Here is a 15,435-nt window from a genome sequence, read left to right on the forward strand (position 1 = left end):
GGTTGCGAGGCATACGCACGCCGACGCCGCCCGCGGTCCTCCCGGTTCCGGCCGGCCCTCCACGTGCTCCTACGAGCCGTGTCCGCCCGCTGCCACGGCCCTGAACTCGTCCAGCAGCTCCCGCATCACCGGCGCCATGGTGCGGTCCTCGGACGCCGCGATCCACCGTTCGAAACCGACCTTGAACACGGCGATCCCCGTCTCGGCGGTCAGGCTCGCGGCGGGCTCCGGGACGCCGCGCCCGCGCAGGGTCTCGGCGAGCGCCGCCGACAGCGAGGCGAGCTTGATCAGCTCGCGCTCCCGGAGTTCCGCGTTCGCCGCGATCACGGCCTGCCGCTTACGCGCGTGCTCGCGGCGGTCGTCGAACATCTCCGAGATCGTGTCGAGGACCGCCGCCAGCACGTCGATCGGCGCCGTGGACTCCGGGACGCCGGCGACCGCCTCGACCAGCAGGTCGCGTAGCTCGGAACCGCCGAACAGCACCTCGCGCTTGTCGGCGTAGTGCCTGAAGTAGGTCCGCTCCGTGAGACCGGCCCGCTTGGCGATCTCCGCCACGGTGGTCTGTTCGAAGCCTCGCTCGCTGTAGAGCTCCAACGCCGCTTCCGCCAGGCGCCCGCGCGCGTTCGGCTCCCATCTACCCATGGGTCGATCCTACGCGATGGCAGTGACTGACGTCAGCTGCTACGTTTGATGACAGCAACTGACATCGACAGTTCCTGGAGTGTCCCATGCGTATCTTCGTGACCGGTGCGTCCGGCTGGATCGGCTCCGCCGTCGTTCCCGAGCTCCTCGACGCCGGGCATCAGGTGGTCGGGCTGGCGCGCTCCGACGCCTCCGCCGCCGCGCTCACCACTGCCGGGGCCGAGGTGGTGCGTGGCACCGTCGACGACCTCGACGTCCTGCGGGACACCGCCGCCGCGTCGGACGGGGTGGTCCACCTCGCCTTCAAGCACGACATCGCCTTCGGCGGTGACTTCCGGGGAGCCGCCGAGGCCGACCGCCGCGCCGTCGACGCCTTCGGCGACGCGCTGGCGGGCACCGGCCGCCCCTTCGTCATCGCCTCCGGCGCCGCCGGTCTCGCCACCGGGCGGGTGGCGACCGAGCGGGACATGCCCGCGATCGACGGTTCGCCGTCCTCCGTCAGGGCGGCCACGTCCCTGGCGACGCTCGAACTCGCCTCGCGCGGCATCCGTTCATCGGTGGTGCGGCTCTCCACCTGCCACGGCGAGGGCGACAACGGCTTCGTCACCACCCTCGTCGCCATCGCCCGCGCCAAGGGTGCCTCCGGCTACATCGGCGACGGCGCCAACCGCTGGCCGGTGGTCCACAGCCTCGACGCGGCGCGGCTGTTCCGGCTGGCGGTGGAGAAGGCCCCCGCCGGGTCCGTGCTGCACGCGGTCGCGGAGGAGGGCGTCGCGACCCGTGACATCGCCGAGGTGATCGGCCGTCGGCTCGACGTGCCGGTGGTGTCCGTCGCCCCGGAGGAAGCGGCGGCCCACTTCTCCTGGCTGGCCGACTTCTTCGGCCTCGACGCCCCGGCGTCGCACGCACTCACCGGCGAGCTGCTGGACTGGCGGCCGACCCGCCCCGGTCTTCTGGAGGACCTCGAGAAGGGCCACTACTTCGACGCCCCCGGCGCAGCCTGACCGGGCGCGGCACCGCGTCCTTCGGCGCCCCGCTCCCGCCGGGGCGCCGGAGGCCACCCCCAGGAGGCGGACCGGGCCGCCCTGCGCCGGCGTACGACGACAGGAGGGGGGCTGTGCGACGGTCGTGGGCTCCGGGCAGCTCCGGCTCCGGGCATCCCCGGGCCGGACCGGTCAGGAATCGAGAAGCGCGCGGCGCGGAGTCGCCATAGCTTCGTTCCATGGCTTCCATCGCATCCGTCACCCTCGAGGTGGCCGACCCCACCGCAGCCGAACACTTCTACTCCGCCGCCTTCGGTCTGGGCCCTGAGCTGCGCCTACGGGCCTCCGAGGCGCCGACGACCGGCTTCCGCGGCTTCACGCTGTCGCTCACGGTCTCCCAGCCGTCCACCGTCGACAGCCTGGTCGGCTCCGCGCTCGGCGCCGGTGCCTCGGCGGTCAAGCCGGTCTCGAAGTCGCTCTGGGGTTACGGCGGCGTCGTACGGGCTCCCGACGGGACGCTCTGGAAGATCGCCACCTCCGCGAAGAAGGACAAGGGGCCGGCCACCCGGCAGATCGACCGCTTCGTGCTGCTGCTGGGAGTGGAGGACGTGCTCGCGACCAAGCGGTACTACGTCGGCCACGGCCTCACCGTGGGGAAGAGCTTCGGCCGCAAGTACGTCGAGTTCGACACCCCCACGAGCCCCGTCACGCTGGCGCTCTACGGGCGCCGGGCCCTTGCCAAGGACGCCGGCGTGCCGCCGGACGGCAGCGGATCGCACCGGATCGCGCTCGGCGGCGACATCGGCCCCTTCACCGACCCGGACGGCTTCGAGTGGGAGAAGGAATCTCCCTGAGGCGCTCGACCTCCGGACCACGCCCGGCTGTTGCGCTGGACGCCATGCGCGGATCCGGCCGGGCGTGGCACGATCGCGCACGTGACGAACAGAGCCACCGAGGCGCAGTACCTGCGTGACCTGGCACTGCTGCGCCGCGTCCGAGACCGGATGGACCGGGAGTACGCGCAGCCGCTGGACGTCGAGGCGCTCGCGCGGGGCGTGAACATGTCGGCCGGGCACCTCAGCCGCCAGTTCCGGCGGGCGTACGGCGAATCGCCGTACGGCTATCTGATGACGCGGCGTATCGAGCGGGCGATGGCACTGCTGCGCCGGGGCGACCTCAGCGTCACCGAGGTCTGCTTCGAGGTCGGCTGCTCGTCGTTGGGCACCTTCAGTACGCGCTTCACCGAGCTGGTCGGCATGCCGCCCAGCGCCTACCGGCGCCAGGCGGAGAGCGACGCCGCGGGAGTGCCGCCGTGCGTGGCGAAACAGGTGACCAGACCGATCAGGAATCGAGAAGCCCGGGCCCCCGGGCCCCCGCTAGCGTGACCGCCATGGACATCAACATTCGTACGAGCGTCCTCCCCCACGACGACCCGGACGCAGCCCTGGCCTTCTACCGGGACACCCTCGGTTTCGAGGTGCGCAGCGACGTCGGAACCGGCACGATGCGCTGGATCACGGTCGGCCCCGTCGGCCGGCCCGACACGTCCATCCTGCTGGCACCGCCGGCCGCCGACCCGGGCATCACCGAGGACGAGCGCCGCACCGTCGTCGAGATGATGGCCAAGGGAACCTACGGCTGGATCCTCCTGGCCACCGAAAACCTCGACGCCACCTTCGAGAAGCTGCAGGCCGGCGACGCCGAGGTCATCCAGGAGCCGACCGAGCAGCCGTACGGCGTCCGCGACTGCGCCCTCCGCGACCCCGCGGGCAACCAGATCCGCATCCAGGAAGTGCGCTGAGCCCTGCGCCCCGGCGGCGGTGACCGCCGGGGCGCCCGGCGCGGTGCTCCGTGCGCTCAGCGGCCGACGGCGGTCCCGGGGGATGCTGTGACGGTGGGTGCCGAGCCTGTGGGTGCCGTGGACCGCTCGATCAGGCCGTTGACCGTCTGGTCGCCGTGGGCGTCCATGGGCGTGGAGTAGTCGCCGACGGCCCAGAATGCGCCGGATCGGCCGGCCGGTGCCAGGTCGTAGAAGGAGTACGAAGGCCACCGGGTGTCGCCGTCGGGCGCCGGTGCGCCGGCTTCCTTGGTCCAGGAGGTGCCGTCGAAGTGCCAGAACACCGGCTCCGAGTGGGCGGGTTCGGCCTGGTCGTTCCCGGTCACCCACAGCCCGCCGTGCCCGTCGGGCGCGATCGCCTCGAGATAGAAGTCGGCGAGTGCACCCGTGACGTCCTCCCAGGCGGTGCCGTTCCAATGCGTGACGCTCGGCACGGGCGGGCCGGCGTCCGGCCCGGTGGCCCATCCGGCGACGTAGACGCTGTCCGGTGACACGGCCGCGATCCTGGCGGTGTCCGTACCGGAGGGCACGGGCGGCTCATCCATCAGCGTCCAGGTGTCGCCGTCCCAGTGGTACGTCACCGGGTGGCCCCCGTTCACCGGGTACTGCATGCCCGTGGCGTAGGCGTCGTCCGCCGAGATCGCGTCGATGTCCCTGATGTCGACGAGCCGGGGCAGCGCGAAGGTCGTCCACGTACCGCCGGAGTAGGTGTAGAGCGCGTTGCCGCCCTTGAAGAGCCGGCCGGGGACGGCATCGACCGGCACCTCGGGCCATGAGTCGTCGGAGGGGCCGGTGGTGGCGACCCGGCTCCAGCGCTCGCCGTCGTAGTGGACGAGCACCTGGTCCCTGACCAGTGTCCCGTAGGCCCAGACGTCGTCGGCGGACACGGCACTGACCGACGACCACTGCCAGACGTCGGGCAGCCCCGGAGCGGTGTCCTCGCCCCACCGGTCGCCGTCCCAGCGCATGATCACGCCGTGACCGTCCTTGCGGCCGACGGCCCACGCGAGATCGTCGTCGACGGAGGACACGGACATCAGGGATCCGGCGGGGCTGTCCCCGGAGAGGGACACCTCCCAGCCGGATACCTCGGCCGCGCCGGCTCCGCCTGCGGTGAGCAGGGTGGAGGCCAGAGCCAACGAGACGGCCGCCGTGCGTATGAGGTGCCGTGCAAGCATCAGTGAGCGTTTCCTTTGCGGTGAGAAGGCATCCCCGGGGGCCGTACGAGGCGCACGACCGGCCCGCTACGGGACCAGACCCACGGTTGGGACCGATGGTTGTAGGTGCCGGTCACCCGGGCCGGCTCTCCGGCGCGGCGAGGCACCGACCGACCGGACTCCCCTTTTCCGCAAGGCAGTTGCCGTGCGGCGCCGCCGGCCCGAGGGACGCCCTCGTGTCACCTGCGCCAGAAGATGTGGTGTGCCACGCCGCTCGGGCTGGGAACGACCTCCAGGTGGTACCGGTCGACCAGCTCGTCGGGTGACTCCCAGAGGCGTACCCCGGCACCGATCTTCACCGGGGCGACCACCACATGCAAGGTATCGACGAGACCGGCGTCGAGGAACTGCCTGATGGTGGTGGCCCCGCCGCCGAGCCGGACGTCCTTGCCCCGCGCCGCCTCCCGCGCCTGTCCGAGGACGTGGGCGGGGTCGCCGCCGACGAAGTGGAACGTGGTGTCGGAGAGGGTGAACGAGGGGCGCTCGTGGTGGGTCATGACGAACACCGGGGTGTGGAACGGGGGTTCGTCGCCCCACCAGCCACGCCATTCCTCGTTCTGCCAGGGCCCGCGCTCCGGCCCGAACTTGTTGCGCCCCATGATCTCCGCGCCGATGTTGTGTGTGAAGTCCCGCGTGAAGTAGTCGTCGATACCACGGCTCCCCCCGGGGTCGGTGCGATTGGGCCAGCTCGCCGTGGCGCCGGCCCAGGACATCAGGGCACCGGGATCGGCGTCACCGAACGGTCTTTCGAGGCTTTGATGCTCACCTGCGGCGAAACCGTCGCTGGAGACGGTGAAGTTCTGGACTTTCAGCAGCTGTTCCATGCGTTCTCCTCCTGAGCCCGGTGTCAGTAATGAGACTGCACGGGCCGGTGAAAGTCATCGCAGAGGCCACCGGTGTGTCCCGGCTTCCTGCGTCCTGCGGGCGTCCGCCCGGCTGGGGGAGCGGGCCCGCGTGAGGGTTCACCGCTGCGCGCCCATGTGCCGGAGCCCTCCGACTGACGTGCTACGGGTGAACCTGCGGGCATCACCGCACGCCGCGAGAGCCGGCACCGCACTCTGCTGGAGGCGAGGAGCAGCGGGGGTGCGCCGACCACTGGTCGTGGCCTCCGCAGCCGGGGCGCGGCCCCGGCGAAGCCTGCAGCCGCGAGTCGAGAGGGGGGCGCTTCGATGGCATCCATGGGAGCAGGGTCATCCGGCCGGTCGTATGCGACGAGGGAGCCGGCCGGCGTCGCCACACGGCCGGAGGGCTCCGCCGTACCGGCTGTCGTGGTACAGCCACGCAGCCCGTCCGGCGAGGGGTCGCGGCGCCCGGTGCCTCGCCACGTCGCGTGCGTGATGGACGGGAACGGGCGGTGGGCGCAGCAACGCTCCCTGCCGCGTACATCCGGGCACAGGGCGGCCGAGGCGACGGTGATCGACGTCATCGAGGCGGCGCGGTCGGCTGGGGTCGAATGGCTCAGCCTGTACGCCTTCTCCACCGAGAACTGGCGGCGTCCGGGCGAGGAGATCGACTTCCTCATGCGTCTGGTACGCCGAGTGGTGCGCAAACACGCGCTGCTGCTGCACGCGCGTGGCATCCGATGCCGGCTCCTGGGAGCTGAGGACCCGAGGATCCCCGCCCCTCTGGCCCAGGACTTCGCCGACCTGATGACCCTCACCGAGGGCAACCGGGGCATGACGCTGACCGTGGCCTTCGACCACGGCGGGCGCCAGGACATCGTCGCCGCGGCGCGGTCCCTCATCCGCGCCGGGGTGCCCGCCGACGCCGTCGACCAGGCCCGCTTCGCCGCGCATCTGCCGGTCCCCGACACACCTGACGTGGACCTCGTCATCCGTACCTCCGGCGAACAGCGCATCTCCAACTTCATGCTCTGGCAGGTGGCCTACGCCGAGTGGATCTTTCCTCCGGTGCTCTGGCCCGACTTCCGTGCGCCGCACCTTCTGGAGTGCCTGCACGAATACCGGCGCCGCGACCGCCGCTTCGGCGGCGTGGCACCGCAAGCGAATGGAGGACCTCAAAGGTGAAGGACACGGACAGCGGCAGCCGCACGCGGACCGGGCCCGGTGCCGGGCGACCGTACGAAGGACCCGGCCGGGAGGCCGCAGAAGCACCGGCCGAATCCTTGTTCGGCCCCGGGGCGCAGTTCCACCGCTTCTTCAACGATCCCCGCTGGGCACTGGCCGTCGTCAGAGCCACGGTGCTCGAAGCCGCCCACCCGCAGATCGGCGCGGCACTGGCCGACAACTCCTCCTTCGTGGTGCACCCGTGGCGACGGCTGCGCAACACCCTCGTGAGCCTGCAGCGCATGTTCGGAGCCGACGAGCAGACCCGGCAGAGGGAGGCGGCCCGGCTCAACCGCATGCACGCACGCCTGAGCGGCACGGACGCCAGGAACCAGCCTTACGACGCGATGGACCCCGAGGTGCGGGCGTGGGTGGTCGCGACGCTCTTCGAGAGCTCCGTCACCATGTGCCGGCTGAGCGGACAGCCGTTGGACCAGATCACCATGGAACGGCTCTACGCCGAATTCCGGGCCTTCCTGGCCGCCTTGGGTGACCAGGCGGGCCACCTCCCAACCACCTTGCCCGAGTTCTGGCAGTACTACGACCGCATGGTCGCGGAGGAACTGCAGAACACGGAGGCGCTGCGCACCATCCTCTACAGGCTCTTCGAACACCTGCCGGCCCCGCCGCTGTTCGCGGGAGTGCCCACACTCTGGGCGACCGGTCGTGCGCTGGCGGGGCCGGTCATCGGCACCATCACCGTGGCGTCCCTTCCCGAGGTCTTCCGCCGTCGGGCGGGGCTGCCGGAGGTCCCGGGTGCGCAGACCCTCATGCAGAGTGCCTACATGGCCGCCCGTCTGGCCCGCGCCCTGCCCGACAACTGGGTCCAGACGGAGAACGTCGTCAGCCTGCTCAACCTGTCGCCGGACAGTGACGGCCCGTGGGCCGAGACGCTCACCACTCTGCGCGCCCGGACGAAACGGGCCGGCGCGCTGTTCCGGCTGATCACGCCGGTGCCGGCCCAACCGGGCGCCCCGGACGGTCCGGGCGGGGACGACAACCGGCGTAGTGCCCGCGCGTTCTTCAGCGAGGTTCTGGACCAGACCGGGGACGGCATTCTGGACTGGCCCGATCTCGCCGCCATGGCCAGGGAGCTCTGCTCCCGTCTCGACCTGGACGAGCCGGAGGAGACCCGCCTCTACGACGCGTTCGCCGCGTGGTGGAGGGAGCTCCAGTCGGCCCTGGACAGTGACGGGGACGGACGGGTGAGCGAGGAGGAGTACGCGGACGCGGTCCCGTCCCTGGCAGGACCGGCACTGATCAGGGTCGCCGAGGTCCTCTTCGACGTCACGGACGCGGACGGCGACCAGTTCATCGACGCCGACGAGTACCGCGCCCTGTTCAGGAGAGGTTTCGGGCGAACCGTCGTGGATGCCGACGGGCGTCACTCCCGAAGCGCGTTCGTGCGGGACTTCCTGTCCTTCATGTCAGGCCGCCGGCGTTCGACCCCCTACGATCCGCTGCTCTCCGACGCGTAGGGCTTCGGACAACCCCTCCCCCGCGCCACCGGGCGGACGCGGGGCATGGCACCCCGGGGCCAGCGGACCGGAGGACTCCGAAGGGCCTCGTTGAGACGGACAACGTCGAGAGCAATGGCGGAGGATACGGATTCGAACTCGTGAGGGGTTGCCCCCAACACGCTTCGCTGAACGGGAGCGAATGCAACTGGAACTACGCTTAGGGTTCCACCCGGCGCTTCACCTGTGGTGTCGCCAACCTCCGCTCGGATGTGGAGTGTCGCCCCACCTCAGGACACGGTCAGGACCGGCTCAGCCGATCACGGTCAGGCCGGCCCGGAACCGCTCTGGTCCGGCTGCCGCCCAGATGTCGAGCAACCCCGGGACTGCATCCGCGGGGGCCGCGGTCTGAGGCCTCGAAGAGCAGGAGCTCATCGACGACGCTGTGGCCGCGTCCGTCCACGATTCGCTCGCCCTTCGGCTCGCCGTCGCCCACTCCTGCAACACGGTCGCCGCGATGTCCAAATTCCAGAACGCCGGGTCGCCCTCGTCGTGCGGTGCCCGCGCTGCCGCCTCGCGGGCGAAGAAAAATGCCTTGTTCCAGTTGCCCGGAAACTCGTGGGCCGAGACCGCGTCGTACCAGCCGGCAACGCCTGACGGCACGCCAGAAAGGGAGTTGGGTAGGCCCCGGACATCGCCCCCCCGCGCCATCCGGTGAAACATCCGGGCGGCTCCGGCGCGTCTTAACTGTGACGGCCTTTCACAGACGGACGGAGAACCACACCCATGCGATGGCGTACCGGAGTGGCGACAGCGGCATTGATTCCCCTCCTCCTGCTCGGCGCCGGCGGAACCGCGCAGGCGGGCGGGGGCGGCTTCACCCCGGTCCCGTTGCCGCCCGCAGGCGGCACCCTGCTGGGTGGTGTGAGCGTCGGTCCGCACACCACCTGGGCGTATGGGGCGCGCATCACGCAGGTGCCTGACAGCAAGGCGCGGACGACCACCCCGCTGCTCTTCAGCGACGACGGACACGGCTGGCGGGAGGTGGCGCTGCCGGCCTTCGACGGCGACAGCCGCATCACCGCAGCGGCCGTCGTCCAGGGCGATCCCGACGACGGGTGGATCGTCGGCGACCACGTCGATTCGCTCGGCGGGGTCCTCACCGAGCACTGGGACGGTTCCTCCTGGCGGATCGTCAGCGCGCCGCTGCCGGACGCCGCGCGCGGCGGCGGACTGCTGTCGGTGTCGGCCAGGGCCTCGAACGACGTCTGGGGGGTCGGCTGGGCCGAGATCACCGACAGCGAGACCCCGACGCCCGGCAAGCCGGGCGGCACCACGGTGGTGTCGCACTTCGAGGCGCTGGTCGAGCACTGGGACGGAACGGCCTGGCATCAGATGGCCGTCCCCGACGCGGCCGACGTCAACCTCTCCTCGGTGACCGTGCTCGGCCCGCGGGACGTGTGGCTCGGCGGCTACACCGGCGACGACCAGCCGCTGATGCTGCACTACAACGGGCACCGCTGGAAGTCGTCCACCCTGCCGGCCACCGGGTTGTACGGGGAGGTGTATCAGGTGGGTACGGACGGCGACGGGGCTCTGTGGGCCACCGGGCGCACGCTCCTCACTCCTGACGACCGGGGCCACGCCCTCGTACTGCGCCGGGTCGGTGGCGCCTGGCGCCAGGTCCCCGTCCCCGCGGACAACGGCCGCCTCTACGGCTTCACCGCCACACCCGGCGGCGTCACCGCCGTCGGCGACACCACGGTGCTGCGGTGGGCGGCCGGCCACTGGACCTCCCTGCCGCTGCCGTCGGTAGCCGACGGCGCCGCCTTCTGGCTCGACGCCGTCCTCGCCTCCCACGGCACCCTCACCGTCTTCGGCAACACCCTCCCAGCGGGCGCCGACATCCCCGAGCCGTACGCGCTGATGACCAGGCTCTGAGCCGGCGCCTCGCCGCGGCCCTGTCGGGCTCGGTCAACTCCGCCGATGCCGGCACAGGGTCGACGGAGAGCATCTGGCCGCACCCGACTGCGGCATCGTCGGTCGGTCGCACTCGCGGGGCGCGCGGCTGCTCGGCGCGCACCCGACTGAGCGAGCGGGCGTGGAATCCGGTCAGCAACTCGTCGGTGCCGTCGGCCGCGAAGGCCGGGTCCAGCGTCGAGAGCTCCCCGCCGCGCACTGACTCGGCGTCCACCCGGTGCACCGTCGTCTCGTGCGCCTGCCGTCGTGCCCAGAACGCTACCGACGACGCCGCGGGCAGAAAGGTCCAGCAGTCCGTCTGCTGGCCAGCCGCCCGCCGCGTACGGACCAGGCTGCTGTGCCCGTCCAGGAACCAGGGCAGCAGGTCCCCGCCGGTCGGCTCCTCGGGCATCGGATCCTCCGGTACGGATCCGGGTAGGCGCTCGGCCACGATGGGGGCCGCCCAGCGGTGGAAGGTGCCCGTGTGCCGGACCAGGTCGCCGATCGTCCAACCGGGACAGGTCGGGAGGGGGGAGTGCTGGCCCGTCTCGGCGGCGGCGTCCGCGAGCAGTTCGCCCGCACGCCGCAGGTGGGCGATGTAAGGCCGACGTGACGAGTCGTCTTCCGGACGGCCGCACGATGATCGTCCAGTGCAAGCGGTACACCACGAGCAGCACCATTGCCGCGCACGAGCTGCGCGACCTACTCGGCTCCAAGGCCCACTTCGGAGCGGACGTCACTCCACAGCATCGTGCGGGTGGTCCGTAGATCATGGAACTGCAACCAAAACTGCAACCACCAACGTCGAAGGCCCCCGCAGCAAGCTGCGGGGGCCTTCGACGTATTGCCCGGTGAGAGCAATGGCGGAGGATACGAGATTCGAACTCGTGAGGGGTTGCCCCCAACACGCTTTCCAAGCGTGCGCCCTAGGCCACTAGGCGAATCCTCCGCCGCAAACAATACAAGACGTTGGAGGGTGCTCGCGAACATCTTCCGCGGAGATCGTTCCGGACCGACCGTCGGGCGGGGCGAGGCCGGGGAGTGGGTGGACGGCGGGGGGTCGGGATCGGCTAAGGTGGGCGTCAGCCCCTCACGTGGCGCTATCTGACTGAACTCCCCCAGGGCCGGAAGGCAGCAAGGGTAGGTTGGCTCTGGCGGGTGCGTGGGGGGCCCTTGCGTGTCCGGGGTGTGGTGTCCCGCCGGGCGCCCGGTCCGGGGCGGGGCCGGTTGTCGGTCCGCCCCGATAACCTCGTATGTGTGTCGTCCCTTGCGCTGTACCGCCGCTATCGCCCCGAGTCCTTCGCCGAGGTCATCGGTCAGGAGCATGTCACTGACCCGTTGCAGCAGGCCCTGAGGAACAACCGGGTCAATCACGCGTATCTGTTCAGCGGGCCGCGTGGCTGTGGAAAGACGACCAGTGCGCGCATCCTGGCCCGCTGTCTGAACTGCGAGCAGGGGCCTACGCCGACTCCCTGTGGGGAGTGCCAGTCCTGCCAGGACCTCGCGCGCAACGGGCCGGGTTCGATCGACGTCATCGAGATCGACGCCGCGTCGCACGGTGGCGTGGACGACGCCCGTGACCTGCGGGAAAAGGCGTTCTTCGGGCCCGCGTCGAGTCGGTACAAGATCTACATCATCGACGAGGCGCACATGGTCACCCCGGCCGGGTTCAACGCCCTGCTGAAGGTGGTCGAGGAGCCGCCGGAGCACCTCAAGTTCATCTTCGCGACCACCGAGCCCGAGAAGGTCATCGGCACGATCAGGTCGCGTACGCACCACTACCCCTTCCGGCTCGTGCCGCCCGGGACGCTGCGCGGCTATCTCGCGGAGGTGTGCGGCAAGGAGAACAGCGCCGTCGAGGACGGTGTGCTGCCGCTCGTGGTGCGGGCCGGCGCCGGATCCGTGCGTGACTCGATGTCCGTCATGGACCAGCTGCTGGCCTCCGCCGCCGACGACGGTGTGACATACGCCATGGCGACCTCGCTCCTCGGCTATACGGACGGGTCCCTGCTGGACTCGATCGTGGACGCCTTCGCGGCGGGTGACGGGGCGGCGGCCTTCGAGGTCGTGGACCAGGTGATCGAGGGCGGCAACGACCCCCGGCGCTTCGTCGCGGACCTGCTGGAGCGGCTGCGCGACCTGGTGATCCTGGCCGCCGTGCCCGATGCGGGGGAGAAGGGGCTCATCGACGCCCCCGCCGATGTGGTGGAGCGGATGCAGGCCCAGGCCTCCGTCTTCGGTGCCGCGGAGCTGAGCCGCGCCGCCGACCTGGTCAACGAAGGGCTCACCGAGATGCGCGGGGCGACCTCGCCCCGGCTCCAGGTGGAGCTGATCTGTGCCCGGGTGCTTCTGCCCGCCGCCTTCGACGACGAGCGTTCGCTCCAGGCGCGGCTGGACAAGCTGGAGCGGGGCGCCTCCTTCGCCGCGGCCGGCCCCGCCATGGGGTACGTGCCGGGGCCGGAGGCTCATGGGGCCGGTGTCGGGATGCCCGCCGGAGGAGGTCCCGCCGCGGCCCGTGCGGCCGCCCGGGGCGAGGCGCCGGGCGTTGCCCCCGCCGACGTCCCCCGGGTCGCTCCGGCGGCCGCCGAGCCCGTCGCGCCTCCGGGGGCACCGCAGGAAGCCCCTCCGGTCCACCAGAATCCGGTCCACGAGGCCCCGGCCCAGCAGCCCGCGGCCCAGCAGCCCGCGGCCCCGGCTCCCGCAGGCCAGCGCCCCGGCGCCTGGCCTGCGGCGGCCGGAGCCGGCAGCGGCGGGGGCGGTGCGGAAGCGGCGCGCCGGCCCGGCGGCTGGCCGACCGCCTCCGCGCCCGGAAGCGGCGTACCGCAGGCCCCGGCGCCCGCCCAGGCCCCCGCCGCCCCGGCCCAGGCCCCGGCCGCCCAGGCGCCCGCGCCCGGTGGCGGTCAGGACATGGCACAGGGCGCCGCCCAGGTGCGGAACATGTGGCCGGACATCCTGGAGGCCGTGAAGAACCGCCGCCGCTTCACCTGGATTCTGCTCAGCCAGAACGCCCAGGTCACCGGCTTCGACGGCTCGACCCTGCAGATCGGCTTCCTCAACGCGGGCGCCCGCGACACCTTCTCGAGCAGCGGTAGCGAGGAGGTGCTCAAGCAGGCTCTCGCCGAGCAGTTCAACGCCAAGTGGAAGGTCGACGCGGTCGTCGACCCGTCGGGCGGCGGCGGCCAGCCCGGGCCGAGCGGTGGCGGCGGTGGCGGCCGGCCTCCGGCTGCCCCCTACCAGCCACAGCCCGCGCCGCCGGCCCCGTCGTACGAGTCCCGGCCGGCCGCACCCGTCCAGCAGGCCCCGCCGCCCGTCCAGCAGCCCCCGGCGCAGCAGCACGGCAGCCCCGAGCAGTCCTCGTACGACCGTGGGGCCCCCGAGCCGCCGCGGTCGGTCGCGCCCGAGGACGACACCGCGGAGGCGGACGATCCCGACCTGGTCGACTCCGCGCTCTCCGGGCACGACCTGATCGTCCGCGAACTGGGCGCCACGGTCGTCGAGGAGTTCACCAACGAATAGCGCGCCCCACGGCACGCACCCCACCGCGGCACGCGCCCCACGGACCCGCCTCCGGTGTGTCCACGGAGCGGCGCCCGTCGAGGCGGCCGGTCCCCGGCGGCTAGGCTGCACCCCGTGAAGGTCCTCGTCATCGGCGGCGGCGCCCGCGAACACGCCCTGTGCCGCTCTCTCTCCCTCGACCCCGATGTCACCGCTCTGTACTGCGCCCCCGGCAACGCCGGAATCGCAGAGGTGGCCGAACTGCACCCGGTCGACGCACTCGACGGCGACGCCGTCGCGCGCCTCGCCACCGAGCTGGGCGCCGAGCTGGTGGTCGTCGGCCCGGAGGCACCGCTTGTCGCCGGTGTCGCCGACGCCGTGCGCGCGGCCGGCATCCCCTGCTTCGGCCCCTCGGGTGAGGCTGCCCGGCTGGAGGGCTCCAAGGCGTTCGCCAAGGACGTCATGGCCGGGGCCAACGTCCCGACCGCCCGCAGCTACGTCTGCACCACGGCCGCCGAGATCGACGAGGCCCTGGACGCCTTCGGCGCCCCGTACGTCGTGAAGGACGACGGTCTCGCGGCCGGCAAGGGCGTCGTCGTCACGGACGACGTCGAAGCCGCGCGGGCCCACGCCCTGGCCTGCGACCGCGTGGTCATCGAGGAGTTCCTCGACGGCCCCGAGGTCAGCCTCTTCGCGATCACCGACGGCACCACGGTGCTGCCCCTCCAGCCGGCCCAGGACTTCAAGCGCGCCCTGGACGGCGACGAGGGCCCGAACACCGGCGGCATGGGCGCGTACTCCCCGCTCCCGTGGGCCGACCCGAAGCTGGTCGACGAGGTCATGCAGACCGTCCTGCAGCCGACCGTCGACGAGCTCCGCCGCCGCGGTACGCCCTTCTCGGGGCTGCTGTACGCGGGCCTCGCGATCACCTCGCGCGGCGTACGGGTCATCGAGTTCAACGCTCGCTTCGGCGACCCGGAGACCCAGGTGGTCCTGGCCCGGCTGAAGACCCCGCTGGCCGGTGTCCTGCTCGGTTCCGCCAACGGCACCCTCGACGTCGTGCCCGCCCTGAAGTGGCACGACGACGCCGCGGTCACGGTGGTCATCGCCTCGCGCAACTATCCGGGGACGCCCCGGACCGGGGATCCGATCGAGGGTCTCGCGGACGTCGTGGAGAAGGATGCGCCGCACGCGTTCGTCCTGCACGCCGGTACGCGGCAGGACGGTGACGCGGTCGTCAGCGCCGGAGGGCGCGTGCTCTCCGTGACGGCGACCGGCAAGGACCTCACGCAGGCCCGTGAACGTGCCTACACGGCCCTCGGCCGCATCCGGCTCATCGGCTCCCAGCACCGCACGGACATCGCGCGCAAGGCCGCCGAGGAGGCCTGAGAGCCGTTCGCCCTGTGCCCGGCCCCTCCACGGAGGCGCCGGGCACATGCGTGTCAGGCGCCCTTCCGGCGAGGCCGCCGTATCACCGAACGCCTGGGCACCGGCACGTCAGCAGCTTTACCCAAAGCCATTCCATCGGGTGACGGCTCGGCCATCCGGATGACGTCTGCCGAGGCCCCAACTAGGGTGCGGCGCAAGCGTTCCGGCACTTGGCCCACCGGCATTGCGATGTCGGTGGCGGGTGCCACAGTGGGGGAGTGACCAACACCGTCGCGGGGGCAGAGGGGGTGACGTCCAGTCGTGTCCGGTACCGGTTCGGTTGAGGCGCTGGGTGCGCACGCAGCGCGGGCCAGAGCCGTGGCTCTGCTGCGCATCCGCAGCAGAGCCACG

General features: G+C 71.8%; 14 protein-coding genes, 1 tRNA gene and 1 other RNA gene. 10 read left to right on the forward strand and 6 right to left on the reverse strand.

Annotated elements, in window-relative coordinates; translation table 11 throughout:
• Positions 1-69: 69 nt before the first annotated feature.
• The gene (locus ACIQM3_RS26600; protein ID WP_401628177.1) at positions 70-642 is read right to left on the reverse strand and encodes a TetR/AcrR family transcriptional regulator; all 573 of its coding nucleotides are present in this window, start codon (positions 640-642) and stop codon (positions 70-72) included.
• A gap of 86 nt (positions 643-728) precedes the next feature.
• On the opposite strand from ACIQM3_RS26600, the gene ACIQM3_RS26605 reads away from it, so the two are divergent.
• From ACIQM3_RS26605 to ACIQM3_RS26620, 4 genes are all read left to right on the forward strand, one after another.
• Positions 729-1,646, forward strand: coding sequence for an SDR family oxidoreductase (locus tag ACIQM3_RS26605; RefSeq protein ID WP_401628179.1), 918 nt, complete (start codon positions 729-731; stop codon positions 1,644-1,646).
• A gap of 218 nt (positions 1,647-1,864) precedes the next feature.
• Positions 1,865-2,479: a glyoxalase gene (locus ACIQM3_RS26610; RefSeq protein WP_401628181.1), complete on the forward strand. Its 615-nt coding sequence runs from the start codon at positions 1,865-1,867 to the stop codon at positions 2,477-2,479.
• An 81-nt stretch (positions 2,480-2,560) separates the two neighbouring features.
• Positions 2,561-3,010, forward strand: a complete 450-nt coding sequence (locus ACIQM3_RS26615; protein ID WP_401628184.1) for a helix-turn-helix transcriptional regulator — start codon at positions 2,561-2,563, stop codon at positions 3,008-3,010.
• Between the two features lie 5 nt (positions 3,011-3,015).
• Positions 3,016-3,426, forward strand: coding sequence for a VOC family protein (locus tag ACIQM3_RS26620; protein WP_401628187.1), 411 nt, complete (start codon positions 3,016-3,018; stop codon positions 3,424-3,426).
• 56 nt (positions 3,427-3,482) lie between these two features.
• Here ACIQM3_RS26620 and ACIQM3_RS26625 read toward each other — a convergent pair whose 3' ends face one another.
• Both ACIQM3_RS26625 and ACIQM3_RS26630 read right to left on the reverse strand, forming a co-directional pair.
• Positions 3,483-4,640 (reverse strand): hypothetical protein, encoded by a 1,158-nt coding sequence (locus ACIQM3_RS26625; protein WP_401628190.1) that lies wholly within the window; start codon positions 4,638-4,640, stop codon positions 3,483-3,485.
• 218 nt (positions 4,641-4,858) lie between these two features.
• On the reverse strand, positions 4,859-5,503 hold the full coding sequence (locus tag ACIQM3_RS26630; RefSeq protein ID WP_401628193.1) for a dihydrofolate reductase family protein: 645 nt from the start codon (positions 5,501-5,503) through the stop codon (positions 4,859-4,861).
• Positions 5,504-5,857: 354 nt separating this feature from the next.
• On the opposite strand from ACIQM3_RS26630, the gene uppS reads away from it, so the two are divergent.
• Positions 5,858-6,706, forward strand: a complete 849-nt coding sequence (gene uppS, locus ACIQM3_RS26635; protein ID WP_401628195.1) for a polyprenyl diphosphate synthase — start codon at positions 5,858-5,860, stop codon at positions 6,704-6,706.
• A 98-nt stretch (positions 6,707-6,804) separates the two neighbouring features.
• Complete coding sequence (locus ACIQM3_RS26640; RefSeq protein WP_401628398.1) at positions 6,805-8,223, forward strand: oxygenase MpaB family protein; 1,419 nt, start codon at positions 6,805-6,807, stop codon at positions 8,221-8,223.
• A gap of 291 nt (positions 8,224-8,514) precedes the next feature.
• Here the strand turns inward: ACIQM3_RS26640 and ACIQM3_RS26645 are convergent, their stop codons facing one another.
• Positions 8,515-8,865: a hypothetical protein gene (locus ACIQM3_RS26645; RefSeq protein ID WP_401628198.1), complete on the reverse strand. Its 351-nt coding sequence runs from the start codon at positions 8,863-8,865 to the stop codon at positions 8,515-8,517.
• Between the two features lie 123 nt (positions 8,866-8,988).
• Between ACIQM3_RS26645 and ACIQM3_RS26650 the strand changes: the two genes are divergently transcribed.
• Positions 8,989-10,143: a hypothetical protein gene (locus ACIQM3_RS26650; RefSeq protein ID WP_401628200.1), complete on the forward strand. Its 1,155-nt coding sequence runs from the start codon at positions 8,989-8,991 to the stop codon at positions 10,141-10,143.
• Here the strand turns inward: ACIQM3_RS26650 and ACIQM3_RS26655 are convergent.
• On the reverse strand, positions 10,070-10,759 hold the full coding sequence (locus tag ACIQM3_RS26655) for a maleylpyruvate isomerase family mycothiol-dependent enzyme (RefSeq protein ID WP_401628400.1): 690 nt from the start codon (positions 10,757-10,759) through the stop codon (positions 10,070-10,072). The genes ACIQM3_RS26650 and ACIQM3_RS26655 overlap by 74 nt on opposite strands.
• Positions 10,760-11,022: 263 nt before the next feature.
• Positions 11,023-11,110: transfer RNA gene (locus tag ACIQM3_RS26660), tRNA-Ser, on the reverse strand.
• A gap of 132 nt (positions 11,111-11,242) precedes the next feature.
• Between ACIQM3_RS26660 and ffs the strand changes: the two genes are divergently transcribed.
• From ffs to purD, 3 genes are all read left to right on the forward strand, one after another.
• An RNA gene (ffs, locus tag ACIQM3_RS26665) (signal recognition particle sRNA small type) lies at positions 11,243-11,339 on the forward strand.
• A gap of 79 nt (positions 11,340-11,418) precedes the next feature.
• Positions 11,419-13,677: a DNA polymerase III subunit gamma and tau gene (locus tag ACIQM3_RS26670; protein WP_401628202.1), complete on the forward strand. Its 2,259-nt coding sequence runs from the start codon at positions 11,419-11,421 to the stop codon at positions 13,675-13,677.
• A gap of 114 nt (positions 13,678-13,791) precedes the next feature.
• Positions 13,792-15,045, forward strand: coding sequence for a phosphoribosylamine--glycine ligase (gene purD, locus ACIQM3_RS26675; protein ID WP_401628205.1), 1,254 nt, complete (start codon positions 13,792-13,794; stop codon positions 15,043-15,045).
• The last annotated feature ends 390 nt before the right edge of the window (positions 15,046-15,435 follow it).

Origin of the sequence: Streptomyces sp. NPDC091271 (assembly GCF_044757505.1) — a bacterium.
Taxonomy (GTDB): Bacteria; Actinomycetota; Actinomycetes; order Streptomycetales; family Streptomycetaceae; genus Streptomyces.

What these genes read in the sequence shown, in the direction of transcription:
- ACIQM3_RS26650 (WP_401628200.1), top strand. Translation starts at nt 8,989, where the DNA reads ATGCGATGGCGTACCGGAGTGGCGACAGCGGCATTGATTCCCCTCCTC.
- uppS (WP_401628195.1), top strand. Translation starts at nt 5,858, where the DNA reads ATGGGAGCAGGGTCATCCGGCCGGTCGTATGCGACGAGGGAGCCGGCC.
- ACIQM3_RS26625 (WP_401628190.1), bottom strand. Translation starts at nt 4,640, where the DNA reads ATGCTTGCACGGCACCTCATACGCACGGCGGCCGTCTCGTTGGCTCTG.
- ACIQM3_RS26620 (WP_401628187.1), top strand. Translation starts at nt 3,016, where the DNA reads ATGGACATCAACATTCGTACGAGCGTCCTCCCCCACGACGACCCGGAC.
- ACIQM3_RS26605 (WP_401628179.1), top strand. Translation starts at nt 729, where the DNA reads ATGCGTATCTTCGTGACCGGTGCGTCCGGCTGGATCGGCTCCGCCGTC.
- ACIQM3_RS26600 (WP_401628177.1), bottom strand. Translation starts at nt 642, where the DNA reads ATGGGTAGATGGGAGCCGAACGCGCGCGGGCGCCTGGCGGAAGCGGCG.
- ACIQM3_RS26610 (WP_401628181.1), top strand. Translation starts at nt 1,865, where the DNA reads ATGGCTTCCATCGCATCCGTCACCCTCGAGGTGGCCGACCCCACCGCA.
- ACIQM3_RS26630 (WP_401628193.1), bottom strand. Translation starts at nt 5,503, where the DNA reads ATGGAACAGCTGCTGAAAGTCCAGAACTTCACCGTCTCCAGCGACGGT.